This is a genomic window from Paenibacillus rhizoplanae (assembly GCF_042684125.1).
Taxonomy (GTDB): domain Bacteria; phylum Bacillota; class Bacilli; order Paenibacillales; family Paenibacillaceae; genus Paenibacillus_AQ; species Paenibacillus_AQ rhizoplanae.
In genome coordinates this window covers 213,672-237,813 of sequence record NZ_JBHUKY010000033.1, presented here as the reverse complement: position 1 = coordinate 237,813, position 24,142 = coordinate 213,672, and the positions used below count along the sequence as shown (strand labels likewise).

The following is a 24,142-nucleotide window of genomic DNA, read 5'->3' as shown; positions in this document are numbered from 1 at the left end:
CAGCATGGACTATGCGGATATGCTCCTGCTGCGCTTTGGGGAGTTCATTCTGAAAGGAAAGAACCGCAGCCGGTTCGAGAAGACCGTACTGCGCCATGTGAAGGAGATGGTGAAGCCGTATCCTAACGTGAAGCTGACCCGGGAATTCGGGCGGATCTATGTGGAGCTGAACGGTGAACCGGCAGGAGAATTAACGGATGCGCTCGCAAAAGTGTTCGGAATCGCTTCGATTAGCCCGGTGAAGGTCTCCCGGCCGGAATTCGAGGATATTCTTGCGGCCAGCCGGACCTTCCTCCACCTTATAGCTCCGGCGGCGGGAACCAGCTTCAAGGTTAGCGCGCGCCGGGTGTGGAAGGGCTTCCCTTACGGCTCTATAGAGATGAATAAGCTTATAGCTACACCGCTGCTGCAGGGTTATCCGGGGCTGCTGGTAGATGTGAAGTCTCCCGATCTGGAGCTGAGGATTGAGATTCGCGAAGAGCATACTCTTATTTTCTGTGAGAATATTGCCGGTGTCGGCGGGTTTCCGCTGGGAACTAACGGCAAGGCCATGCTGCTGCTCTCCGGCGGCATCGACAGTCCGGTTGCGGGCTGGTCATCCATGCGCAGGGGGCTGGAGGTAGAGTGTGTACACTTTTATAGCTATCCTTATACCAGCGAGCTTGCCCGGCAGAAGGTTGTAGATTTGACGCGCGTCCTGTCGCGTTATGCCGGGGTGATCAAGCTGCACCTGGTTCCGTTCACGGAGGTGCAGACCTCTTTTACCGGGATCGGACAGGACAATCTGATTATTACGCTGATGCGACGGGCCATGCTGCGGATCGCTACCGGCCTTGCTGAGAAGGAGGGGGCGCTTGCGCTGATTACCGGCGACAGTCTGGGCCAGGTGGCCAGCCAGACCTTGCCCAGCATGAATGTGATCGGGCGCGCGACAAGCCTGCCACTGCTGCGTCCGCTGGTGATGATGGACAAGAGTGAGATTGTGGAGCTCTCCCGGAGAATCGGTACGTATGACTTGTCCATTCTGCCTTATGAGGATTGCTGTACACTGTTCGTGCCTAAATCACCGACGACGAATCCGAATATGCGGATTGTAGACAAGATTGAAGCAACGCTGCCCGGTTATCAGGCCTTACTCGATACTGCGGTTGCCGGCACCGAGACCGTACTCATTACACCTTATGGCAATGAGAAACCAGAGGACTTAGTACCGGCGCAGGCAGGCCTTCAGGAAGAGTGGTTCTGAACAGCGGGGTGTGTCCGGCGGCGCTTCCAGTGCCCCGCAGCCAGGATACCGGCAATCACTGCGGCGATGAATACAATGTGAAGCAGCGGATGTGCCTTGAAGTAAGGGGCAATGAGCTTCTCGCTGGCAATCATGGTGGAGGCTGTGAAGCCAAGCACGCCTGAGCCGATATAGATAATCCACGGGTACCTGTTGATCAACCGGATAAACAGCGTGCTGCCCCAGACCACAATGGGCACACTGATCAGCAGCCCGAGCACAACAAGCGTAATATTATGATTGGCTGCACCGGCAATGGCAATGACATTGTCCAGTCCCATGGCCGCATCGGCTATCACAATCGTTCGCACAGCCGCCCACAGGGTGCCTCCTGCGTGAATATCCGCATCCTCGCTGCTGCCGGACAGCAGCCTGAAGGCTATAAGGATCAGCAGCAGTCCGCCGATTGCCAGCAGCCATGGAATCTTAAGCAGCCATACTACAAGAATGGTGGCGATAATCCGCAGGATGACCGCACCGCCTGTGCCGAGCAGAATCGCTTGCTTCTGCCGGCTTCCCTGCAGATTGCGCGCAGCCAGGCCGATGACAATGGCATTGTCGCCTGCCAGAATAAGATCAAGGAACACGATATTCAGCAGAGATAATATGAAATCCACAGCGGATGTATTCATCCCGGGTCACTCCTATAGGTTTGGTAGCTTGCTCCCCCTCGGCAGGCAGTCAGCCGGAGACTATAGATATACGCAGCATTCTGGCCTTACATGCGCAGTTTCCAAAATAGCGGGACAAGAAGCATAGCTTGTCGCCCTGAGGCATACATGTAGATACATGGAGTTCAGGGAGGCTGAGGTGGATGGATTCATTATTGCTGCTTGGTGAAATTCTAATGATTAATCTGGTGCTCAGCGGAGACAACGCTATGGTCATTGCAATGGCCAGCAAGAATCTGCCGGAGAAGCACAGGAAGCTGGCCGTCTGGTGGGGCGCCGCCGGAGCGGTCTTGCTGCGCTGTATCCTGACCTTCGCCGCAGTGCTGCTGCTCAAGATTCCCTATATTGAAGCCGGAGGGGCCATGCTGCTGCTCTGGATTTCCTTCAAGCTGCTGCTGGAGGACGAGGATGAGCTTAGAATCGAGGGAAGCCCCAGTGTCTGGAAGTCGGTGCGCACCATACTGCTCGCGGATTTCATCATGAGTCTGGATAATGTGCTGGCGATTGCCGGGCTTGCCAAGGGGGATCTGGCGCTGATCGTGATCGGGATTGCCATCAGCATTCCGATTGTGGTCTGGGGGAGCGGCATTATCGTGGGCTGGCTGCACCGCTTCCCGGTGCTGGTCTTCATCGGCGCCTATATTCTGGCGTATACTGCCGGGAACATGCTGCTGCAGGATGCCAAATTCGGACCGGTGATTTCTTTCCTGCTGCCAACGCTTCATGCTATGCTGCCGATGCTGCTGGGAATTATCGTGGTTGTTACAGGCATGCTGAAGCGCAGGAAAGTATCCGCAGGCTGATAACCGGCAATAATAAGGCTGTACCAAAAGCTGGAAGGCTTTGGTGCAGCCTTATTTCTTTTTCCAGAGAATGCCCTCAGGAGGGTGCGCTGAAGAATGATGGTGTTTTATGCGTTTATCAGATAAAATAAAGGGAAACCTGTCGCCGGATTTGTCTGCTGAAGGGGCAAGGACTGGTGAAAAGACACGAAATTTTGAAGGGATAGGTGAAAGATGTCTTCCAAAAATGACATGAAACTGGGTGTGTTCATCGCCGCCGCCGGCCTTGTGATCCTGCTGGGCAAGCTGGGGGTGTTCGGTTTTCTGGGACGGGCCTTATGGCCGCTCATCATTCTGGTTCCGGGCCTGTTCCTGCATGTGCTCTTTTTCACCCGCCGCGCTTCTGCATCTGTACTCATTCCTGCGGGCATACTATCGGTGTACGGCTTGCTCTTCGGCTTATGCAACACCTGGGGCTGGGACCTCATGAGACACTTATGGCCTGTTCTTCTGCTGGGGATCGCAGTGGGACTGTACGAATATTCGCTGTATGCTTCAGGCAGAACCGGAGGCTTAACCACCGCCGCTGTTATTCTTGGATTGCTTAGCATAGTGCTGGTTATATTCACCCTGCTGGGTACCGGGGCACTGTATCTGCTTGGTGCTGTTCTGGTGGCTGCGGGCCTGTGGCTGATGCTGGGAAGAGGCAGACCCGGAAGCCGTAATAAGTGGACCGGAGGCTGGTAAGCCCCCCGCTGAGTCAGTTTTTAGGCAAAAATAGAAAAAATAAGCGGTCTTGGTAACGTTTTTTTCAGAAAAAGACTTGCTTTTCATAGTGCTTTCACTATAAAATTAAGGAATGTTGGAGCGTCGGCTTTCTGCCAGGCGCTTCTTTTGTGAGACTGCCGTGACATGCTATAAATTTAAACATTTTTAATTTGATAAATGAGAGGATTTGGATACAAATCATGCATTCAAGAAAAGATATCCGTAACATTGCGATCATTGCCCACGTTGACCATGGTAAAACAACACTCGTCGATCAGCTTCTTCAACAGTCCGGGATTTTCAGCGCGCACGAGCACGTTCAAGAACGTGCTATGGACTCTAACGATATCGAACGGGAACGTGGAATTACAATCCTAGCTAAAAATACAGCAATCACTTATAAAGAGTTCCTGATTAACATCGTAGATACACCTGGACACGCTGACTTCGGCGGCGAAGTAGAACGGATCATGAAGATGGTTGACGGCGTATTGCTCGTTGTTGACGCTTATGAAGGCTGCATGCCGCAAACGAAATTCGTTCTGCGTAAAGCCTTGGAACAAAGACTTACTCCAATCGTTGTCGTTAACAAGATTGACCGTCCGGCTGCTCGTCCGAAGGAAGTTATTGATGAAGTACTTGATTTGTTCATCGAGCTTGAAGCCAGTGATGAGCAATTGGAGTTCCCGGTTGTGTATGCGTCAGCTCTTAACGGAACATCAAGCATGGTGCCTGAGAAGCAAGATGAGACAATGCTTTCTCTGTACGAAACCATCGTTGAGCATATCCCGGCTCCAACTGAAAGTGTAGAAGATCCGCTTCAATTCCTAGTGACTTTGATGGATTACAATGAATATTTAGGCCGTATCGCGATTGGCCGTGTTAACCGCGGTGTGATCAAGCAAGGTCAGTCAGTAACAGTTATTATGCGTGACGGTAAGAGCAAAACTGCGCGTATTGAGAAGCTGTTTGGCTTCCAAGGACTAAAACGTATTGAAACAGAATCAGCGGGCGCAGGGGATATCGTTGCTATCGCAGGGATCAAGGACATCAACATTGGTGAGACCATTGCTGATCCGGCAAATCCGGAAGCACTGCCTGTTCTTAAGATTGACGAGCCAACTATGCAAATGACTTTCCTTGTAAATAACAGTCCTTTTGCTGGTAAAGAAGGTAAATGGGTAACTTCCCGTAAGCTTCGTGAGCGTCTGTTCAAAGAACTGGAAACCGATGTGAGCTTGCGTGTGGATGAAACAGACAGTCCTGATGCGTTTATCGTTTCTGGACGCGGCGAGCTTCACCTTGGTATTCTGATCGAGAATATGCGTCGTGAAGGTTATGAAATGCAAGTGTCTAAACCACAAGTAATCATTAAAGACATCGATGGTGTTAGATCTGAGCCGCTTGAGCGCCTCATGATTGACATTCCAGAAGATAGCATGGGTTCAGTTATGGAAAGTCTGGGCAGCCGTAAAGCCGAGATGGTTAACATGATCAACCACGGCACCGGCCAAGTCCGTCTGGAATTCCTGATTCCGGCACGCGGCCTCATTGGCTACAACACACATTTCCTGACGCTGACACGCGGCTACGGTGTAATGAACCATGCCTTCGATAGCTATGCTCCACTGCTTGGCGGCCAAGTTGGCGGACGTCATCAAGGCGTGCTTGTAGCCAGTGAAAGTGGAACAACAACCCAATATGGAATCGTGGGTGTTGAGGATCGTGGTATTCTCTTCCTGGATGCAGGTACTGAAATTTATGAAGGTATGATTGTAGGCGAGCATACTCGTGATAACGATATTATCGTTAACATTTGCAGAGAAAAAGCACTTACCAACATGCGTACCTCCGGCAAAGATGATACTGTAAAAATGAAGACACCACGTACCTTCTCTTTGGAAGGCGCGCTTGAATATTTGAATGATGATGAATATTGTGAAATCACTCCTAAATCTGTACGTCTGCGCAAAAAGATCCTGAATAAGGGCGAGCGCGAGCGTGTAGAGAAGCAGCGTAAGGCGGCGCAAGCCAGTCAAGCGTAAGCGGATGACAATGAAGCCGCCGGATGAATAATCCGGCGGCTTTTATTGTTTTACCGGCAAGGGATCTTTCAAATTGCAGGGATTAATAGCAGTACAAAACAGCTGCGGGTGATATAATGTAAGCGTAACTTATTATCCGGGAGGAGTGACGGGCTATGCAAAGCTGGTTCGCTGAGCATCCAGTTATCGCTTATATTGTCATTTTTGTATTACTGACCTATGTGTATAACCAAGTATTTCGCGTCAACCAGAAGCTGCCGATTGGCAAAGAGATCGTGCTCTATCTGATGATGGCGGCAGGCTCGGGTATGCTCCTTATCTTCCAGCACGACAAGCTGCCGATCATCCAGTGCCTGCTGGTAGCGGTCGGACTGATGCTGCTTGTGCGGGTCCGCTACCTGGTGGAGGCCCGGCAGAAGCGGAAGGCTGCAGCGGCTGCAAAACGGCAGTGAGCGCAACTTTTGATGACCGGCTTCGTCTAAGTTATTACGAAGTTATCTACTTCTATTCCAGTTGAATGAAAAGGAACTAAATGGATTATGAATACAAGCAAGGGCAATCTGCCACCCAGAAGGAACGGCCAGCAAGGAAGCACCACCTCTAACCGGCAGCAGCCCAAATCTGCTGCTTCAACCACAACCGCAAAGAAAAAGCCGCGAAAGGCCAAAAAGCGCGGATTCTTCGCCCGGCTGATGAGAGTGATGCTCGTCATTCTCCTGATCGCCGTGATAGCGGCATTAGGCTACGCAGGGTATTTGTACTGGAAGGTTGACCAGGGAGGATTCGGAGTGGACCAGCCGGTTGCGGCAGGACAATCCGCCTCTGAGAAGCCGCTGACGATGCTGCTGCTCGGTACGGACAACCGTCCTAAGCACCCGTCCAACCTGACAGATGTGATCATGGTCGCGGCCTTGAACCCGGAGACGAAATCGGCAACGGTAATCTCATTGCCCCGCGATACATATGTTGAGCTTAGCGGATACAAGAAGACGAAGATCAATGCCTTCTACTCCCGCTTCAAGAGCAAGGAGAAGACCTCCGGGACTCTGGCTGAGGATGAGATGAAGAAGATGATGAGCAAATATCTGGACATTAAGGTCGATTATACTACCGTGCTGGATTTCCAGGGCTTCCGGGATATTGTCGATGAGTTCGGGGGCGTAGACGTTAATATCAGTGCGAATATGTGTTACACAGACAGTGTGGATGGCACCGATATTAATCTCAAAAAAGGCGAGGCCAAGCTAAACGGAGATAAAGCGCTGGATTATGTGCGTTACCGCAAGTCCAACTGCAAGCCGGCTACGAAGCCTTCGGATGATTTCGAGCGCAACAAGCGCCAAAATGAAGTGCTGACTTCATTGATCTCACAAATGCAGTCGCTGGGCGGGGTCCTCAAAATCGGCCGGGTGCTGGATGCAGTGGACAGTAATCTGGAGAGTGATATTGAGAATGCGCAGATCAAAAGCTTAATCGCTACCTATTGGGATATTTCCAAGGAGAATGTTGAATATGTACCGGTAACCGGAACCTGGCGCAGTCCCTATGTATATATTAACGATAAGGAGCTGGACGCAGCCAAAAAAAGCCTCCAGGACCGGATATCCGGTGCTTCAGCTGCCGTGGTCTCAGGCCAGCCTTGAGCAAGCTTTTTGGGTACAATCTGCAAATTGAATGCAAGTTTCGTCCTGTGCTATAATATAATAAATTGAATGCATTCTTGCCGCATAGGGGGCCTGTAACTATGTCAGAAGCCGTTGCTCAGCTCAATGAAACTCTGCTAGCTATGCTGCAATCGGAGACGTTTGTTCTACTTAACACTGTGGATGCAGAATCCGGCGGTCCTACGTCGACTGCGATCTCCTGGATCTATGCTGTGAGCCCTTCTATCGTCCGCCTTGCTGTGGACCACCGCTCCAGACTGGTGAACAACATGAAGGTTAACCCGAGGGTAACGATTACGGTATTTGGCGAAGGGACGGTGCATGCCATTAACGGTCATGCTGCGGTTCGGCTGGACCCGTTGCCGGATGTTCCGTTCAAGATGTGCTGTTTTGATATTGAGATTGAAGCAGTCCGCAATGCGCTGTTCTACGGTGCGCACCTGGAATCTGCTCCGAAATATGCGAAGGTATACGATGCACGTGCGGCTGAGAAGCTGGACGGTCAAGTGTTTGCCGCCATGCAAAAAGCCTAGTGTGCTATCACTAGGCTTTTTTTGAAATCAGCTTACCTTGTATTGCCTTGCGGTTCTATATCCTCGGGCAGCTGTGGAATGATCCGGCCGATAATGTCGGCCATCTCGGAGGCGAATCCGGAGACCGGGTTCCCCTTGGCGATATGCTTGCCCATCTCGGCCAGTCTGCTGCTGAGGTCCATGTCGGCAGTAACCAGTACTCTTATACCCTTGGGGTCCTTGCGGATCGCTTCAGCTACCGAATATTTTACGCTTCCGACCCGCGAACGGGTAAGGGCGCCGTCTACATCAATGCCGACCACGGCAACGTTGTTCATAACGACGCAGTGGACGCCTTCCACACCGGGGACTCTTCGCGCTAATTGTTCAAAATGATCCTTAAGTGCAACATCGCTGTCGTGCTTGCCTTCTGAAGGTTGTCCCGAATCCGGGGTAGGCTCCTGGACGGCTGTACCATCTTCCGACAGTGTCCGCACTCCGCGGTTCCCCTGACTGTGTACCGCTTCAGCCGACTGTTTATCCTGAGGAGAGGGTGATGTCTCTTTATTAGCGATACCGCAGCTTGTCAGCAGCAGCAGTACCAGCAACAGACACATTGATTTTCTCATATGTGCGTACTCCTTTCAGCCTAAGAATTAGTGATTTACCTTATCTTGCCCTTGCTGAAAAGAGTTATGTATGATCAATCAAACCAGGCGCTGTGGAGGGGATAACATGAAAAAGATATTCGTACTGGACACTAACGTGCTGTTGCACGACCCCAATTCGATTTTTGCTTTCAAGGCGAATGAGGTGGTCATTCCTGCTGTAGTCCTGGAAGAAATCGACTCCAAGAAGCGTAATGCCGATGAAATCGGCCGCAACGCCCGCACCGTATCGCGTCTGTTAGACGGACTCCGGGAGCTGGGCCACCTGCATAGCGGAGTGGTACTGGACCACGGAGGTACGCTGAAGGTGGAGCTTAACCACCGCAGCTTCGTCAAGGTACAGGAGATGTTCGGCGAAGTCTCGAATGACAACCGGATATTGGCTGTAGCGCTCAATTATCTCCATGAGGAGAACGAGAAGGCTGACCCGAGTCCCGTGGTACTTGTAAGTAAAGATGTTCTCGTCCGCATCAAAGCGGATGTGCTTGGCATAACCCCGGAGGATTATCTGTCCGACCGCACCGGTGATCTGAATGAGCTCTACTCCGGCTGCCAGTCGCTGATGGCCCATCCTTCACTGATTGATGAATATTACAGTCACCGGTTCCTGCCCACGAAGCAGCTGGCGCTTTCCTATCCGCTGTATCCGCATGAATTCGTCATTCTGAAGGATGAGATCGGCAGCGGCAAATCAGCGCTGCTGAAGGTCAACAGCGATGCCTCACGTCTGGAGCCGCTCTATCTGGGCAATGATGCGGTATGGGGCATTAGCGCCCGGAATGCGCAGCAGCGGATGGCGCTTGAGCTTCTGCTGAATGATGATATTCCGCTGGTGACCATCACAGGCAAGGCAGGAACAGGCAAGACGCTGCTGGCGCTGGCCGCCGGATTGTTCAAGGTAGAGGATGAACACAAATACAAGAAGCTGCTGATTGCCCGCCCGGTCGTACCGATGGGTAAGGATATCGGCTATCTGCCGGGAGAGAAGGATGAGAAGCTTCGTCCATGGATGCAGCCGATTTACGATAACCTGGAATTCTTGTTCGACACCAAGAAGGCAGGGGATATCGATAAAATATTGATGGGGCTGGGAAGTATCCAGGTAGAGGCGCTGACCTATATCCGCGGCCGTTCCATCCCGTCGCAGTTCATTATCATTGATGAGGCGCAGAACCTGTCCCGCCACGAAGTGAAGACGATTGTCTCCCGGGCCGGCGAGGGTAGTAAGGTGATCCTGATGGGTGACCCCGAGCAAATTGACCACCCTTATCTGGATGCGGCGAGCAACGGCCTCAGTTATATTGTTGAGAAGTTCAAGCAACAGGGCATTAGCGGACATATCACGCTTGAAAAGGGCGAGCGTTCGCATCTGGCGCAGCTGGCTGCCGATTTGCTGTAGTCTGCTAAACAACACCGAACAAACCCTATTCCAGCCGGGAGATAACCACTCCCGGCTTTTTGCCTGCCGCCCCCGGAAGCGGCGGGAGGGGATTTGGCTGGGATTAGCTGGAGCAACAAGGCGATAGCACCGGAGGGGAATTTTGGAGCTGTAGGAGCGGTAGCGTCCGCCTTTGTCTCCGGATTTCAACTGCGCACAGCGGTACAATTCAGGAAATCTGGGGACAACAGCGGCCGGAAGGCCAAATATTCACCGCAGGTGCGACTACCGCCTAATTTGCGACCAGGCTCCTCAGACACTTCCATCCCGCCGTTTCCTTCTATATAAAGAGAACGGTTTCACAACCCAAGACAAGCGCCCGCATCTCTGCTAAAATGAGGAATAAGAAACGCTGAAGGAGAGAGTGCATGTGCTGAAACGCAAAAATTACTGGCTGCTGTTTGCAGTTCTGCTGCTGGCGCTGACAAGCCTGTCACCCAGCATGGAACTGAATACGGATCATGGAAGCTATCCGCCCAGACAGCCGCTGGACCAATCAGAGCGTCCTCCTTCAGGGGAAGCAGGGGAAGTCGAAAGCCTCCAGATCCGCGTCTCGCTCAGTACGGAGGAATTCAGCGTCCTGGAGCAGATCAGTAAGGAGTATTCCTTATCCAGCGGAGCCAGTGTGATCCTTAAGAATGTAGAAGCGGAAGACGGGGGAGCACAGGTTCGGAAGGAGTTAACCGTCGGGACAAGCCCGGATATTGTGATGTTGGACGGTCACAGCATCTATGATCTGGCGACCCGGGGCTATCTATTGCCTGTAGATATCTACCAGAGTGTTCCCGGGAGCACCCCGCTAACGATGCTTATTCCGCAGATGCAATGGAACGGATATAACTGGGGAGTGCCGCTGGATATCGATCCATACGTTCTGGTGTATTCACCTGAACGGCTTGCTGGATTAGGCTTTGCGGAGGTGCCGGCAAGTCTGGAGCAGTGGAATGAGCTGCTTGTCCGGCTGAAGCAGGAACCGGAGAAGAACCGGTATCTGCTGGCAATGGATACGCGGAATCCATACGGGTATGCCGCTGTGCTGCATAGCATGGGCAGCAGTCTGCGCTCCGTCAGCCTTGAGCAGGCCCGGTGGACAGAAGCGGCGAGTAGTTATTTGTATCTGACCAGCCAGTTCAATAAGGAGATCTGGGAGCTGCTGCAGGAGGGGAAGCTTGCGGTGGCGGCCGTGCCGCTCTCGGAGTGGAAAAAGCACGGAAATTCAACACTGGCGGTGCAGATGCCGAAGAAGCAGGAGGGCGTACCAAACTATGAGGTGATTAACAGCCGTTTTTTTGCCCTTCCTGCACAATCGGGCAGTCCGGAAGCGGCGGTCAGATGGCTCGCTTATGTCACTTCAAGCTCGGCTCAGCAGGAATGGCTGGAGAACACAGACCGTCTGCCTGCACTGGATGAGCTATACCGCTCAGACCAGCCGAAGATCGGGAAGCTGCCCATGGATGCCGGATGGTTCCTTGCAGAGGATAACACCCCCCTTTCCGGCTCTGAGGCGGAGTGGAACCGGAAAGCGGAGGCAGCGCTTGGTTTGTTAACCGGCAAGCTGAATGCTGCCGCTTATGAAGCAGTGGTAAAGCCTCCTTTAGAATGAGAGCGATAGCTTCACACGCAGGATGCCGTCCGAGCTTGCGACCTCGGTGGCCTGCAGGAAGGAGACGATCTTGGAAGGGTAGAAGCCGAGATCGAATTCTTCCTCCAGTGCCTGACGGGTGGTATCCGGCAGCTCCAGCCCATTGAACACCACATGATCAACATGGAACATCAAGCCGTTGACCGGCTCCTGCTGTATGGCATAGCGGCCGGTTAGCGAAAGCGATAAGCCCCCGCTTTTACCTGTTGCCGAGATTGAATTGTCCTTGAACGCAAACCGGAAATCCTGGAACAGCGGGTTCTGGGAAACCAGGAACTCATTCAGATCCTTTTCCGAAAGCGCCAGATTATAGGTCATCCCCTTGCGCACCAGCACGCCGTCCCGGTTCTGGACGAACTCCGGCAGATGCTTCATGGCTGAAGCCAGCGCTTTGAAATACTTTTGCACCTCATGCAGTCCGATATTCTCCCAATATTTGCTGAACTCCTCCAGCAGCCGTTCCATGCTCTCAGGATCTGTACTAGCCTTAATCCCGCCTTCAATTTCTTTATTCAAGGCAAGTACACGCTTCTGCTGCTCTTCAAGCGCTGTTTTGAGCTCTGCCAGCTCCTGACTGCTGCGCCGGGCGGCCGTGAGCGTGCTTTTCAAATCCTTATACTGCGATTCATACTCCGTAAGCGTTCTCCGGTCCTGCCCCATAATAATCTCATAATAATCGAATAGTGCGAACAGTCTGCTGATACTTTTGGCGGAGAGGAATGCTGTAAGAAGTCCATCCCGTTCTCCCATATAATAGGCCCGAACAACGGCGCCCGCCCGTTCCTGCTGATCCGTGATACTACTCTGCTTGGCGTCAGCCTCCTGCTCGAGCACAGCGGCTTTGCGCTCCAGCGTCTGTTGTTCTGCAGTAATCCGGGCAATCTCGCGTTCAATCTCTGCGGAGGACAACGTCTGCTCCAGCAGTTTGCGGGTCTCTTCATTGTCTGGCATGGAGGGCGGCGAAGCGCTGACTCCAGAAGTGAAGCCGGAACCGGCGGACAGATAGACCGGAGAAGCCGGCGGCATAGCGATGCAGGTGAGGACGACCATTGCTGCGAATAACCGGCGAACAGTATTACGGGATACCACTTGCACCACCACCTTGAACAGAGTTAGACAGGTATGTACTATTTATATGTTTCGGCCTGTTAAAATATCATACCCTGTTTTGAACCTCCCGGAACTACAATTCTCCAAACAAAAAAACGGAAATGCTTCCTTAAGTCAAGAAGCCATATCCGTTCATTTCTATATATATGCGTTAAAGCGGCAAGCCCATCTCAAATATCGTCCAGTAGCTGAAGCCTGTAAACGTCAGGATCATATACCCCCAAAAGAGCAGGATGTAGGTCTTCTCTGTAAATTTCATGTAGCCCAGAATGACAAAAAAAGCGGTTTGCAAAAAGAATAGCAGGGCCATTTCCGTGAGATTACCGGCAAAAGCCATAAGCCCGATGACGAGTGTAAAAAATCCTAATACGCGAAACATGCGGTCCAAGAGAGGGTCCCCCTTCCAGTATGAATCCGGCTAACAGCTGCTTACCCTTTATTATAACGGCTCTCTAAAACACTGTAAACGAATTCATTGAAAAAAATTCAAAATTTCATAATAAATATGATTTTTATTATTGACACAAGCCATCTGCCCGGAAAAGGAGAATTTATAGCAAAGGTAGTATGAGGTGCAGACAAATTGGCAATACAAATTAGTATCAAATAGATTCTATGAACTCTAATAGAGGCATAGAAATGGAGTAAGCAGCTTTTATCCCCTATTCACTACCCGGCGGAGCTGCCGGTTTTGAAGATGGTTATTTCATGATGTTGTTAGGAGGGTTAGGCTTTATGACAGCCGTTAGACAGGATGCTTGGAGTGCGGAAGATGATCTGATATTGGCAGAAATAACGCTGCGTCATATCCGTGAAGGCAGCACACAGCTTGCTGCTTTTGAAGAGGTGGGTGAAAAAATCGGCAGAACTTCGGCTGCGTGCGGTTTCCGCTGGAACAGCTGTGTGCGCAAAAGCTACGAGGATGCCATCGGGATTGCCAAAGGCCAGCGCCAGAAACGGAGCTATCTGAAAAAACAGCCTGCCTCGCGCGGAGCACAGGTAGCCGGACTGATTCTTGGTGATATGGAAGAAGACTACAGCCGCAGTGAAGGATTAAGCGAGAACAGCTTGTCTATTGATGCCGTGATCCGCTTTTTGCGGCAATGGAAGGGAACGTTCCAGGAGGCCGGAAGACAGCTTAAAATGCTGGAGCGCGATCTGCGGGAGAAGGAAGAAGAGCTCTCTGAACTGAGAGTAGAGAATGAACGTTTATCCAGAGAAGTGAATCTTGCCCAGAGCGATTACCGTGTGGTCAATGATGATTACAAGGCGCTGATCCAGATTATGGACCGTGCGCGCAGGCTGGCTTTTCTTAATGAAGAGGATGAAGAGAAAACCCGCTTCAAAATGGATGCGAACGGAAACCTGGAACGGATTGAATAGAAGATTTAGGCAGCGAGCCCTGCGTCCGATTGCGTCAAAGCAACGGATTAGCAGGGTTTTTTGTTTTGCTTTTGCAGAGACAGGCAGGATATAATTAGGAAAATTATTGGAGCTTGGCAGGGGGCAGGGTTAGCATGAGAATCGATGTGATAGGTGCGGGGTCACTGGGGCTGCTGCTTGCAGGCAGGCTGATCGCCGGCGGAGCCGAAGTGCGGATATGGTGCAGGAGTGAGGGGCAGAGCAGGGCGCTAACCGAACAAGGGCTGACTGTCAGCTATGAAGATGAGAGGGAGTCCATGCTGCTTCCAGGCACCAGCTTCTCCGCTGCACCGGTAGAAGAATATACACAGTGTCAGCTCGCCGAGCCCGGGGAGGTTACGCTGTTAACGGTCAAGCAGAAGGTGCTTCATGAGGCTCTGCCTGAGATTCTCCTGCCGCTAAGAGACAGGAAGCTTGTAATCATAGGGTTCCAGAACGGCTATGGACATCTGGAGCTGCTGCGGGAGCTGTTACCGGAATCATCCATCTGGGCGGCTGTAACGACAGAGGCGGCGAAGAGGAAAACATTAACAGAGGTTATTCATGCAGGTAAAGGGGAAATATGTATAGGGAAGAGCAGCTCTCCTACTTATATTCATGAAACTGATATGCAGGCGTCTGATCCTGCAGCCATAATTAGTTTCATAGAAGCTCTTGCCTCAGCAGGATTTCACGCTTCTCTGTCGAAAGAAGTGGATACCATCATTTACCGGAAGCTTCTAATCAATGCTGTAATTAATCCTTTAACCGCCATTTGGCGGGTCCAGAACGGCGAATTGCTGGCCTCTCCTGAACGTGTACACATTATGAAGGAACTGTATACAGAGGCAATCGGGATATTCGAGGCCTGCGGGATCACCCTGGAGCAGGGTGCCTGGGAAGCCATTCTTGAAGTATGCCGTGCGACCTCGGGCAATACATCATCGATGCTGGCTGATGTGCTTGCTGCAAGGGAGACGGAAATCCGCTGGATTAACGGAAGCATTGTGAATATGGGGCTGCAGCAGGACGTTCAGGCGCCACTGCACTGCGGGATCTGCGGACTGGTAGAAGGCATGACTGTGAGGGAGGGGTGAGGCTGTTTGGAATTTCTCCGGAATTCGTTCGGCGTGTTAAGCGTTATTCCGATTGTTCCTTTTTTAATTGTGTATTTCGCAGGAATCGGGCTGAGGCATGACAAGAGAAAAACAATGATGATGGCGATGGACGTAACGACTTTGTTTTTATTGCTGTCAGTTTCCGGATTGTTTAATATTATTTTCGACTCATCATTTGGCTTCTTTCTTATACTACTTATTGTATTAATATCCGCCGGACTGATTGGCGGCGCGCAAAACCGCCTCAAAGGAGGGGTGGACGGAAAACGGCTGCTTCGTGCAGTTTGGCGGCTTTCTTTCTTTTTTCTGGGCGTAGGCTACGTATTATTTATGGTGGTAGGCCTCATTCAATACATATCACAAGCGATGTAACGTTCCACTGCTCCGGTGAAGCGTCAACGTCACAAAATTTTAAAGAATTAAAAAAAAGTCGTTTTCAGAAAATATTGCTCTAGATTTTTTTGACCACTGGTTGTATAATCATAAACCATATACCACATTCTATTTAGGGGGAACTGCTAGATGAAGAAGAGTAAAAGTCTATTGCTCATGTTCGCATTAGTTTTAGTTATCGGCACAGTGCTTGCTGGCTGCGGCGGAAACAAGAACAATACGAACAGCGGCACCAATGCAGCGGCGACGACTGCACCCGAGGGCAGCACGAACACAGGAACAACAGGTGACGAGAAGCTGGCTGCTGACCAGACACTTAGAGTTAACCTGACTGCAGAACCACCTACGTTTAACCCTGCACAGGCTCAGGACAGCCAAGCCAACACCGTCCTGAAGACAATGTATGAAGGCTTGACCCGCATGAATGATGAAACTGGCCAAGCTGAGCCAGGTATTGCCGAGAAGTGGGATGTTTCCGCTGACGGACTGGTATATACGTTCCACCTGCGTGATGCACAGTGGAGCAACGGTGACCCTGTAGAAGCTGCTGACTTCGTTCGCGCATGGAAAATCGTGCTCGACCCTAACACAGATCCTACTGCACCTTACGCTTATCAACTGTACTACCTGAAGAATGCTGAAGAATATTATGGAAAGAAAATTACAGATTTCAGTCAAGTGGGCGTAAAAGCTGTAGATGCGAAAACTCTTGAAGTTACGCTGAAAGCTCCAACTCCTTACTTCCTTGGACTTCTGTCCTTCTATACTTATTACCCTGTACACAAATCTGTTGAGGGTAATGCTAAATGGGCTACAAGCAAAGACACTATGATCACTAACGGCGCGTTCACCCTGACTGAGTGGACTACAGGCCAATCCCTGCAAGTAAGCAAGAACGATAAGTATTGGGATGCTGCCAGCATCAAGCTGGCTAAAATCGACTTCTCCCTGGTAAACAGCGGCGCAACTGAACTGCTAAGCTACAAGAACGGCGAACTGGACCGCGCTGGTGCACCACACGGCGAAATCCCGCAGGAACAGATTCCAATCGTACAAAAAGAGCTTCCTAACGAATTCCAGAGAAAAGGTATCGCAAGTACCTACTACTATGAGTTCAACGTCACTGAAAAACCGTTTGACAACGTAAAAATCCGTAAAGCTCTGGCAATGTCTATTAACCGCCAGGCTCTGATCGACAACGTAACATTGGGTGGACAAATCCCAGCATTTGGTTATGTACCTCCGGGTATTGCCGGCGCTGACGGTGAATTCCGTAATGCAGTTAAAGACGACTACTTCAAGGAAGATATTGAAGGAGCCAAAGCATTGCTTAAAGAAGGTCTGGCTGAAGAAGGTCTGACTGCACTGCCACCGGTTGAATTGTCTTACAACACCAGTGAAGGCCACAAGAAGGTTGCTCTGGCTGTAGCTGATATGTGGAAAAAGGCTCTGGATATCACTGTAAACACTGTGAACCAGGAATGGGCTGTATTTATCGACAACCGTCAGAACCTGAACTACCAGATCGCACGTGCTGGCTGGACTGCGGATTACAATGATCCAATGACCTTCCTGGATATGTGGGTAACAGGCGGCGGTAACAATGATACAGGTTACGCTAACCCTGAGTATGACAAGCTGATCCAAGAAGCGAAAACAAGCTCTGACCTGGCAGCACGCCAAGAAATGTTTGCCAAAGCAGAGAAAATGATCATTCAGGATGATATGATTCTGATTCCGTTCTACTACTACACAAACAACTCCCTGACTAAAGAGTACCTCAAAGGTGTAACTCTTGACTTCAGCGGTGCAATTGACTTCACTCGCGGATATCTCCTCGAGCACTAAGTTTGCTGGACCTTGAGATTGCTTAACTGAATAGTGGTAGTCTGAAGGGTGCAATACACTTCGGGATATATATGTGGAATTCCATATATATCCCTTTTTTTTGCATTTCAGGCTTTTTGTTAAAGATTTCACGAACTTACAAAATAAGAAATTAGACAAATGGCCATTTTTTTCATAAAATCTAATTATGTGTCTTGAAAAAAGTCAAAGGAGGTGTTGATGGGGATGGCCCGTTATATTGCCAATAAGTTTTTCTATATGGTTGTCTCGCTGTTTGTATTGATTTCAGCGACCTTTTTTCTGATGAAAGCTATTCCGGGGGACCCGTTTACGGCTGAAAAGAAGATTCCACCAGAAATAAGAGCGCGTTTATACGAGCAGTATGGATTGGACAAGCCGCTCTATCATCAGTATGTTAAGTATTTGGGTGAAATCGCTCAAGGTGATCTGGGTGTATCCATGAAGCGTCTGAATCAGGATGTAACCCACTTGATCGGCCAAACATTCTCGGCGTCTCTGAAGCTGGGGCTTATCGCAATTCTTGTGTCGGTTATTGTCGGAGTCTTTCTCGGCATGATGGCGGCACTCTATCACCGCAAGTTTATTGACAGTGCAGCAATGGTGCTGGCGGTGCTGGGGATTGCGGTTCCGAGCTTTGTAGTCGCCTCGCTGCTGCAATATGTGTTTGCCTACAAGTTCCACATGTTCCCGGTCTCCGGATTTAAAGGGCCGATGTATTATTTCTTGCCTGTAGCTGCACTATCAGCGCAGCCGATAGCCTTCATAGCGAGGCTGACGCGCTCCAGTATGCTGGAGGTGTTGCATGCGGATTACATCAAGACGGCTAAGGCCAAAGGCCTAAGCTGGGCAGCAATTCTGAGCCGCCATGTGCTGCGCAACGGGATTTTGCCGGTTGTAACCTATATGGGACCCATGACAGCTAACATCGTAACAGGTTCTGTAGTAATCGAGCAGATTTTCGGTATCGGTGGTATCGGCAAGCAATTTGTCGAAGCGATTGGTGTCCGCGATTATACTGTAATTATGGGAATCACCATCTTCTATGGTGTACTGCTTATGGTAGCACGGTTTATAACTGACATTGCTTATGTGTTTATAGATCCGCGTATCAAACTAACTGGCGGAAAGGAGGGCTAACGAGTGGCTTCTGACAAAAACTTGGTATCGCAGGATGCGAACCTGAAACCGGAAGACTTCCATCAAATCGGAATTGATGAACGGCAGGCTGAAGTCATTCAGCGCGAAAGTCTGTCCGCTTGGCGGGATTCCTGGGAACGTCTGCGCCAGAATAAAATGGCAATGACTGCGCTTGGTATTCTTGGACTGATCGTGCTGGCTGCGATTATTGCTCCGTTCTTCTCAAAATTCAATTACTATTCTAACGATTTGCTCAGCACCAACAAGCCTCCTTCATCCGACCACTGGTTTGGTACAGATGATCTGGGCCGTGATATCTTTGTCCGTACCTGGTACGGCGCACGTATCTCACTGATTGTCGGTCTTGCAGCCGCTGCAATTGACCTCTTTATCGGGGTGATCTACGGCGGAATCATGGGTTACTTCGGTGGCCGCGTAGACAACATTATGAACAAGATTTCTGAAATTCTGTACTCCATTCCGTACCTGCTGGTTGTTATCCTGCTCTTAGTTGTACTTGAGCCAAGTCTTGGAACGATCATCCTGGCGCTTACGATAACAGGCTGGATTACCATGTCCTGGATTGTACGCGGGGAGATTATGCAGCTGAAGAACCGTGAGTTCGTATTGGCTTCGCGTTCAATGGGTGCAGGGTCCAAGCGACTGCTGTTCAAGCATCTTTTACCGAATGCTGTAGGACCGATTATCGTAACGATTACGCTGTCTGTGCCGAATGCCATTTTTGCCGAAGCGTTCCTGAGCTTCCTCGGACTTGGTGTACAAGCTCCTATTGCTTCACTCGGTTCAATGATCAGTGACTCACTAACTGGCTGGATGTATTATCCGTGGCGGTTCCTGTTCCCTGCGATTCTCATCAGTTTAACGATGCTTTCCTTTAATATTTTTGGTGACGGTCTGCGTGATGCGCTTGACCCTAAGCTGAAAAAATAGGAAGTAAACAATGGTGGAACCCATGCGGCAAAGATATTGGCATGATATTTCAAGACCCGATGACATCTTTGAACCCAATGATCCAAGTGGGCAAACAGATAACCGAAGTTTTGATCTGACATCAGAATATGTCAGCGGCCGCAGCGTATAATCAACTTATTAAAGTGTGAATGCGCAGGCTCGCTTTAACCAATATCTCCCACGCAGTCTCCGGCGATGTGCAAAATTCGCTTGGGACCTCCATCATCCTGATTACATATCCCTGGCGTAATTGCCGTGTGATGTGACCGGGTTATCGTAGTACACCAAGGGTCTTGTGCGGCTGGTGCCGCGTCTTGACCCCAAGAAGGGCGAGCCGGTGATTCCGATCATCGGAACTTCCCCGGATCTGATTAAGCCGCCGGTCGGTTATCCGCTCACAGCGCGTTGCAGCGAAGCAATGGCTGCCCTGTGAAGGAGTTGATCCCGGCGCCACAGAGTTCAGTAAGACGCATTATGGCGGGCTGCTGGAATCTGCATTCGATGGCCAAGGAGGTGCAGTTCGTTTGAGTAAGAATTTGAGCAAGAATCTGATTGAAGTAGAAGGTCTTAAGAAATATTTCAATGTTGGTAAGGGAAGAGTTCTTAAGGCTGTTGATAATATTAGTTTCTCGATTCGCGAAGGCGAAACCCTGGGTATGGTAGGGGAGTCCGGCTGCGGCAAGACTACTGCCGGCCGTACAGTTCTTCGCTTGTATGAGCCGACTGCAGGAAGCGTGAAATATAATGGTACAGATATCTACAAATTGTCCGGCGGCAAAATGAAGGCTATGCGCCGTGATATGCAAATGATTTTCCAGGACCCGTATGCCTCGCTTAACCCGCGGTTCACGGTATCTGACATCATTGGCGAAGCATTGGATATTCACAATCTGGCCGGAAGCCGGCAGGAACGCAAGAAGCGGATTGAAGAGCTGCTGGATATGGTTGGTCTTAACCATGATCACGCTACCCGTTATCCGCATGAGTTCTCCGGCGGACAACGCCAGCGTATCGGGATTGCCCGCTCGCTTGCCGTGAACCCTAAGTTCATCGTCTGTGATGAGCCGATCTCGGCACTTGACGTTTCCATCCAGGCACAGGTCGTTAACCTCCTCAAGGAGCTGCAGGACCGTCTTGGACTTACTTATCTCTTCATCGCGCATGACTTGTCCATGGTTAAGCATATCAGTGACCGTGTGGCCGTTATGTACCTGGGCAAAATGGTAGAATTGGCGGAAAGTGAAGAATTGTACGCTAATCCGCTCCATCCATATACCAAATCCCTGCTCTCTGCGATTCCGGTTCCGGACCCAGAGGTGGAGGCAAACAAAAAACGCATTCATCTGCATGATGAGCTGGGCAGCCCGATTTATGCTGCCGGCGAAAAAACAAATGACAGCGATTTTGAGATGATTGAGGTGTCCAAAGGACATTTCGTGGCCAAGCAGTTTGCCTAAACTTAAAATGGCAGGTGGAACGTAGGCGGGAGCATTTAGCTCTCGCCTATTGTTTCATCGTGTGGGCTTGATGGATGAGTCCGGTGTTTCTTTCTTTGACGCCGCCCCTAACTTTGGATACAATCATAAAGGGTTTATCAATTTATGAATTACATATAGCAGCAGGTTATTGCAGAACAAGGAGGCCACAATCCATGAATGTTGTACCGGAACCACTGCCGGGCGGATCTGCGCTCGCCAGTGACTATATACATCAATATGAAGCAGTAGGACATTTGTATGGCGGGGACTTCCGCAGCAGGGAGAGCCGGGCTGAACGAGCAGAATGGCTGGATCGTACCGGAAGCCTGCGGGCTGACCGCGCTGAAGTAGTTGCATACTTACGCAGCTACAACGGGAAGCACAATACGCATGAGGCAGTTCTTCATTCGCTTGAATTGCTGGAGCAGCCAGAAACTCTCGTGGTGACCGGCGGTCAGCAGAGCGGCTTGTTCACCGGCCCGCTCTTCGTGGTCTATAAGGCTATTACGACCATTCAGGCTGCCCGGGAGGCGGCGGCTCAGCTTGGACGGCCCGTCGTGCCGCTGTTCTGGATTGCGGGGGAGGATCATGACTGGGATGAGGTCAATCATACCTATGTGCTGAACCGGACCGGCGAAATTACCCGGATTAAGCTGGATAAAGGTGAAGGACCCCGGTCCTCGGTCAGTGAGATCAAGGTGGATGCCGAGAGCTGGCTTCAAGTGGTTGCGCAGCTGGACGGCTTATTGCAGGACAGTGAGTTCAAGCCGCAACTGATGGAGCTGGTCACGGCTGCATCAACGGGTGCCGGGAATATGACGGAGGCGTTTGCGAAGCTGATGGGGTCTTTGTTCGGCAAATTCGGACTGATTCTGCTGGATTCTGCCGATCCTGCCCTGCGCAGGCTGGAAGTGCCCATGTTCGCTTCCATGATTGAACGGAATGACGAGCTGGAGGCAGCTTATCTGGCAGCGGCTGAACGGATTACGGACAGCGGATATGAGCTACAGGCTGATGTGACGCCCGGCAATGCGAATCTTTTCTATATCCATGAAGGTGCACGGCTTCTGCTCCATAAGGTGGATGGACGGTTCACAGACCGGAAGGCGACAGTCTCGTTCTCCCGTTCTGAGCTGCTGGAGCTGCTAGAGAGCCATCCCGAACGGTTCAGCAACAATGTGCTAACCCGTCCGCTGATGCAGGACTATGTGCTTCCTGTCCTCGCTACGGTGCTTGGACAAGGGGAAATGGCTTACTGGGCAATTCCGCAGCAAGCCTTCAAGATCATGGACGGACAGATGCCGCTGATTATTCCGCGTATGTCTTTTACAGTCATTGAGGGAACGCTTCGCAAGCATATGGATAAATACGGCTTGTCCTTCACGGATGTGCAGACGGGTCTGGATGATAAACGCAAAGCGTGGCTGAGCGCTCAGGATGAGCTGAAGCTCGAAGACAAATTCGAAGAGATCAAGGCAGCATTCTCAGGGATGTATGAGCCGCTGATCGAACAGCTTGGGAGCATTCAGGCGGGTCTGCTGAAGCTGGGCAGCAATAACAAGGATAAGATTATCGACCAGATCTCCTTCCTGCAGGGCAAAGCTCTGGATGCGATGGAGAAGCAGAATGAAGCTGCACTGCGCCAGTGGGAACGGATCGAGCTATCGCTAATGCCGCTGGGCAAGCTTCAGGAGCGGGTCTATAATATGATGTATTATCTGAACCGGTACGGATTGGAATGGCTGGAGGAATTGATGGCTGTGTCTGCTGACTACAGTGGAACACACCGTATTATTTATATGTAAGCAAATTATTCTAGGGGGTCCTACCATGAGTTCAATATCCAAGCAAAACAGTATTGTTGCCGATATGTCGCTTGCACCTGAGGGGCATCTCAAAATCGACTGGGTTCGCCAGCATATGCCGGTACTGAACCGCATCCGTGAGCAGTTCGAAGCCGAGCAGCCGTTCAAGGGGCTCAAGGTATCAATCACCCTTCATCTGGAAGCCAAGACCGCTTATCTGGCCAAGGTAGTGCAGGCTGGTGGCGCTGAGGTGACGATTACAGGCTCCAACCCGTTATCTACCCAGGACGACGTGTGTGCGGCACTCGTTGAGGACGGCATTACCGTATTTGCCAAGTACAATCCTTCCCCGGAAGAGTTCAAGGCACTGAACATCCGGGCACTGGAGAGCAAGCCGGATCTCATTATCGATGACGGCGGTGATTTCGCTACCCTGCTGCATTCCGAGCGTCCCGACCTGATGGAGAATGTCCGTGGGGGGGCGGAGGAGACGACAACAGGCATCATCCGCCTGAAGGCACTGCAGAAGCAGGGCATGCTGAAATTCCCGATGGTGGCGGTAAATGACGCTTATTGCAAATATTTGTTCGATAACCGCTATGGTACAGGACAGTCGGCATGGGATGGCATCGTCCGCACTACGAACCTGATTGTGGCCGGCAAGACTGTGGTTGTGGTCGGCTACGGCTGGTGCGGTAAAGGGGTAGCGATGCGGGCCAAGGGGCTTGGGGCGAACGTAATTGTTACAGAAGTGGATGCGATCAAGGCGGTCGAAGCCCACATGGACGGATTCCATGTCATGCCGATTTCGGAAGCTGCGAAGCACGGTGATTTCTTCGTTACAGTCACTGGCAACCGTTACGTAATCCGCGGTGAGCATTATGATGTGATGAAGGATGGCGCGATTCTCTGCAATGCCGGACATTTCGATGTTGAGGTCAACAAGCCGGAGCTGGCTGAGCGCTCGGTGTCCCAGCGGACGGTGCGCAAGAATATCGAAGAGTATAAGCTGAAGGACGGACGCAAGCTGTATCTCCTGGCTGAAGGACGTCTGGTGAACCTTGGCGCAGCCGATGGTCATCCGGCAGAGATTATGGATACCACCTTCGCACTCCAGGCCTTGTCCCTTAAATATGTGAATGATAATTATAAGAGTATTGGCGTTAAAGTGGAGAATGTACCCTATGAGCTGGATGAGCAGGTAGCGCGTTACAAGCTGGAAAGTCTGGGAATATCCATCGACAGCCTGACACAGGCGCAAGTGGAGTATCTGGACAGCTGGAATCTGAACGACTAAGGATATGGATCTGCACGAGCCCGGAGCCAATCACATTGGCCCGGGCTTTTGCATGTCCGCAGGGATTGCAAGAATAGCCTCTTGACA

General features: G+C 51.0%; 22 protein-coding genes and 1 pseudogene. 19 read left to right on the top strand and 4 right to left on the bottom strand.

Features of this window, described 5'->3' with window-relative positions:
• Positions 1-4 precede the first annotated feature (4 nt).
• Positions 5-1,246 (top strand): tRNA uracil 4-sulfurtransferase ThiI, encoded by a 1,242-nt coding sequence (thiI, locus tag ACFSX3_RS19950; protein ID WP_209988497.1) that lies wholly within the window; start codon positions 5-7, stop codon positions 1,244-1,246.
• On the opposite strand, the gene ACFSX3_RS19945 is transcribed toward thiI, so the two are convergent.
• A complete protein-coding gene (locus ACFSX3_RS19945; RefSeq protein ID WP_209987915.1) occupies positions 1,228-1,917 on the bottom strand; it encodes a TerC family protein in 690 nt (229 codons plus the stop codon). The two genes, thiI and ACFSX3_RS19945, sit on opposite strands and share 19 nt — an antisense overlap.
• A gap of 182 nt (positions 1,918-2,099) precedes the next feature.
• Between ACFSX3_RS19945 and ACFSX3_RS19940 the strand changes: the two genes are divergently transcribed.
• From ACFSX3_RS19940 to ACFSX3_RS19915, 6 genes are all read left to right on the top strand, one after another.
• Positions 2,100-2,759 (top strand): TerC family protein, encoded by a 660-nt coding sequence (locus ACFSX3_RS19940; RefSeq protein WP_209987918.1) that lies wholly within the window; start codon positions 2,100-2,102, stop codon positions 2,757-2,759.
• Between the two features lie 213 nt (positions 2,760-2,972).
• Entirely contained in the window at positions 2,973-3,485 is a 513-nt protein-coding gene (locus ACFSX3_RS19935; RefSeq protein ID WP_209987920.1) for a hypothetical protein, read from the top strand.
• A gap of 221 nt (positions 3,486-3,706) precedes the next feature.
• Positions 3,707-5,551, top strand: coding sequence for a translational GTPase TypA (typA, locus tag ACFSX3_RS19930; protein WP_209987924.1), 1,845 nt, complete (start codon positions 3,707-3,709; stop codon positions 5,549-5,551).
• Positions 5,552-5,706: 155 nt separating this feature from the next.
• Complete coding sequence (locus ACFSX3_RS19925; RefSeq protein WP_209987927.1) at positions 5,707-6,003, top strand: YlaH-like family protein; 297 nt, start codon at positions 5,707-5,709, stop codon at positions 6,001-6,003.
• A gap of 87 nt (positions 6,004-6,090) precedes the next feature.
• Positions 6,091-7,194 carry an LCP family protein gene (locus ACFSX3_RS19920; RefSeq protein ID WP_209987930.1) on the top strand — a complete coding sequence of 368 codons (1,104 nt, stop codon included), beginning with the start codon at positions 6,091-6,093 and terminating at the stop codon, positions 7,192-7,194.
• Between the two features lie 101 nt (positions 7,195-7,295).
• Positions 7,296-7,748, top strand: coding sequence for a PNPOx family protein (locus ACFSX3_RS19915; RefSeq protein WP_036690242.1), 453 nt, complete (start codon positions 7,296-7,298; stop codon positions 7,746-7,748).
• A 32-nt stretch (positions 7,749-7,780) separates the two neighbouring features.
• On the opposite strand, the gene ACFSX3_RS19910 is transcribed toward ACFSX3_RS19915, so the two are convergent.
• Positions 7,781-8,356, bottom strand: a complete 576-nt coding sequence (locus ACFSX3_RS19910; RefSeq protein WP_209987933.1) for a YhcN/YlaJ family sporulation lipoprotein — start codon at positions 8,354-8,356, stop codon at positions 7,781-7,783.
• A gap of 106 nt (positions 8,357-8,462) precedes the next feature.
• Here ACFSX3_RS19910 and ACFSX3_RS19905 point away from each other — a divergent pair, with 106 nt between their 5' ends.
• The gene (locus tag ACFSX3_RS19905) at positions 8,463-9,794 is read left to right on the top strand and encodes a PhoH family protein (protein WP_036724299.1); all 1,332 of its coding nucleotides are present in this window, start codon (positions 8,463-8,465) and stop codon (positions 9,792-9,794) included.
• Between the two features lie 409 nt (positions 9,795-10,203).
• Entirely contained in the window at positions 10,204-11,436 is a 1,233-nt protein-coding gene (locus ACFSX3_RS19900; RefSeq protein WP_209987935.1) for an extracellular solute-binding protein, read from the top strand.
• Here ACFSX3_RS19900 and ACFSX3_RS19895 read toward each other — a convergent pair.
• Both ACFSX3_RS19895 and ACFSX3_RS19890 read right to left on the bottom strand, forming a co-directional pair.
• Entirely contained in the window at positions 11,428-12,564 is a 1,137-nt protein-coding gene (locus ACFSX3_RS19895) for a coiled-coil domain-containing protein (RefSeq protein ID WP_209987938.1), read from the bottom strand. The genes ACFSX3_RS19900 and ACFSX3_RS19895 overlap by 9 nt on opposite strands.
• A 172-nt stretch (positions 12,565-12,736) precedes the next feature.
• On the bottom strand, positions 12,737-12,973 hold the full coding sequence (locus tag ACFSX3_RS19890; RefSeq protein ID WP_074112261.1) for a DUF2626 family protein: 237 nt from the start codon (positions 12,971-12,973) through the stop codon (positions 12,737-12,739).
• Positions 12,974-13,320: 347 nt separating this feature from the next.
• Between ACFSX3_RS19890 and ACFSX3_RS19885 the strand changes: the two genes are divergently transcribed.
• The 10 genes and pseudogenes from ACFSX3_RS19885 to ACFSX3_RS19840 all read left to right on the top strand — a co-directional run bounded on the left by ACFSX3_RS19885 (position 13,321) and on the right by ACFSX3_RS19840 (position 24,055).
• Positions 13,321-13,968: an RsfA family transcriptional regulator gene (locus ACFSX3_RS19885; protein ID WP_209987941.1), complete on the top strand. Its 648-nt coding sequence runs from the start codon at positions 13,321-13,323 to the stop codon at positions 13,966-13,968.
• Between the two features lie 134 nt (positions 13,969-14,102).
• Positions 14,103-15,083 carry a ketopantoate reductase family protein gene (locus ACFSX3_RS19880; RefSeq protein ID WP_209987944.1) on the top strand — a complete coding sequence of 327 codons (981 nt, stop codon included), beginning with the start codon at positions 14,103-14,105 and terminating at the stop codon, positions 15,081-15,083.
• 6 nt (positions 15,084-15,089) lie between these two features.
• A complete protein-coding gene (locus ACFSX3_RS19875) occupies positions 15,090-15,476 on the top strand; it encodes a DUF3397 domain-containing protein (protein ID WP_209987947.1) in 387 nt (128 codons plus the stop codon).
• A gap of 150 nt (positions 15,477-15,626) precedes the next feature.
• Positions 15,627-17,345, top strand: coding sequence for a peptide ABC transporter substrate-binding protein (locus ACFSX3_RS19870; protein ID WP_209987950.1), 1,719 nt, complete (start codon positions 15,627-15,629; stop codon positions 17,343-17,345).
• Positions 17,346-17,570: 225 nt separating this feature from the next.
• Positions 17,571-18,503, top strand: a complete 933-nt coding sequence (locus ACFSX3_RS19865; RefSeq protein ID WP_209987953.1) for an ABC transporter permease — start codon at positions 17,571-17,573, stop codon at positions 18,501-18,503.
• A gap of 3 nt (positions 18,504-18,506) precedes the next feature.
• Positions 18,507-19,454 (top strand): ABC transporter permease, encoded by a 948-nt coding sequence (locus ACFSX3_RS19860; protein ID WP_379313181.1) that lies wholly within the window; start codon positions 18,507-18,509, stop codon positions 19,452-19,454.
• 26 nt (positions 19,455-19,480) lie between these two features.
• Positions 19,481-20,003 (top strand): annotated as a pseudogene (locus ACFSX3_RS19855) (ABC transporter ATP-binding protein); the annotation flags it as partial.
• Positions 20,004-20,011: 8 nt separating this feature from the next.
• Complete coding sequence (locus ACFSX3_RS19850) at positions 20,012-20,932, top strand: ABC transporter ATP-binding protein (protein WP_209988503.1); 921 nt, start codon at positions 20,012-20,014, stop codon at positions 20,930-20,932.
• 194 nt (positions 20,933-21,126) lie between these two features.
• A complete protein-coding gene (gene bshC, locus ACFSX3_RS19845) occupies positions 21,127-22,758 on the top strand; it encodes a bacillithiol biosynthesis cysteine-adding enzyme BshC (RefSeq protein ID WP_209987956.1) in 1,632 nt (543 codons plus the stop codon).
• Between the two features lie 25 nt (positions 22,759-22,783).
• Positions 22,784-24,055 (top strand): adenosylhomocysteinase, encoded by a 1,272-nt coding sequence (locus ACFSX3_RS19840; RefSeq protein ID WP_209987959.1) that lies wholly within the window; start codon positions 22,784-22,786, stop codon positions 24,053-24,055.
• Positions 24,056-24,142: the final 87 nt, after the last annotated feature.